We start from the raw sequence: 1,253 nt of genomic DNA, 5'->3' as shown, positions 1-1,253 counted from the left end.
GGGTGGGGGTGTCGACGGGCGTGGAGGGATGGGGGCGCGCCGCGCTTCCGTGCTCATGCACCCCCCGTTTCCTCATGTCCCGGGCCCGATCCCGTACGTGGGCCGTCGTTCCGTGTTCCCTGCCCCGGCCCGGCGCGGACTCGTCCGACCAGGCACGCATACCCGCACGGGAGAGGCGTCATCCCGGCGAATGTGCGCCCGGGAACGCTCCCCGCATGCGTGCGCGTCACTCTACGGGTTGATCCTGGGCGAACGGGAACCAGTCCGGGACCCCGTGTGCATCTGCCCGGAACATCCCCCTACCCTGCGGTAATCCTGCATGGGAGGCTTCGTTCATGACTGCGCGCGCCGCCGACCGGGCCCGTTACGACCGGGCCACCGCCCATCTCGACGCCCCTCTCGCGATCGTGGACCTGGACGCCTTCGACGCCAACGCGGACGACCTCGTCCGCCGGGCCGGCGGGAAGCCGATCCGCGTCGCCAGCAAGTCCGTACGCTGCCGGGCCCTGCTGGAACGGGTCCTCGCCAAGGACGGGTTCGCCGGGATCATGTCCTTCACCCTCGCCGAGTCCCTGTGGCTGGCGCGGTCCGGGTTCGACGACGTCCTGCTCGCCTATCCGTCCGCCGACAAGGCCGGGTTCGCCGAGCTGACCAGTGATCCCAAGCTCGCCTCCGCCGTCACCGTGATGATCGACGACCCGGCGCAGCTCCGGCTCATCGACGAGGCCCGGGACGGCGGGCGGGAAGTGGTGCGGGTCTGCCTGGAGTTGGACACCTCGCTGAAGCTGCTCGGCGGGCGGGTGCGCGTGGGCGCCCGGCGTTCGCCGCTGCACTCCCCCGTGCAGGTCGCCGACATGGCCAGGTTCGTCGCCCGGCGGCCGGGGTTCGAGGTGGTCGGGATCATGGCGTACGAGGGGCATGTCGCCGGGGTCGGGGACTCCGTGGCGGGGCGGCCGTTGCGGTCGCGGGCCGTGCGGCTGATGCAGGCCGCGGCTCGACGGGAGCTCGCTGAGCGGCGGGGGGCTGTGGTGCGGGCCGTGCGGGCGGTGGCGCCGGGGCTTGAGTTCGTCAACGGCGGGGGGACGGGCAGTGTGCAGTTCACTGCCGCCGAGGAGTGTGTGACGGAGATCGGGGCCGGGTCGGGGCTTTATGTGCCGCGGTTGTTCGACAACTACACGTCTTTCAGTGGGCGGCCAGCCGCGTTGTTCGCCCAGCCGGTGGTGCGGCGCGAGGGCCTCTTAGGCGTCGACAAC

Annotated in this window: 1 protein-coding gene; it reads left to right on the top strand. The window is 71.9% G+C overall.

Going from position 1 to position 1,253, the window contains the following annotated elements; genetic code table 11:
- Nucleotides 1–335: 335 nt before the first annotated feature.
- Nucleotides 336–1,253 (top strand): alanine racemase (locus L0P92_RS44520; RefSeq protein ID WP_234768821.1); only part of this gene is annotated, 918 nt, incomplete at its 3' end.

Origin of the sequence: Streptomyces muensis (genome assembly GCF_021474425.1) — a bacterium.
GTDB lineage: Bacteria > Actinomycetota > Actinomycetes > Streptomycetales > Streptomycetaceae > Streptomyces > Streptomyces muensis.
Note: the sequence above shows the minus strand (reverse complement) of the source record. Positions and strands in the feature narration are given on the sequence as shown.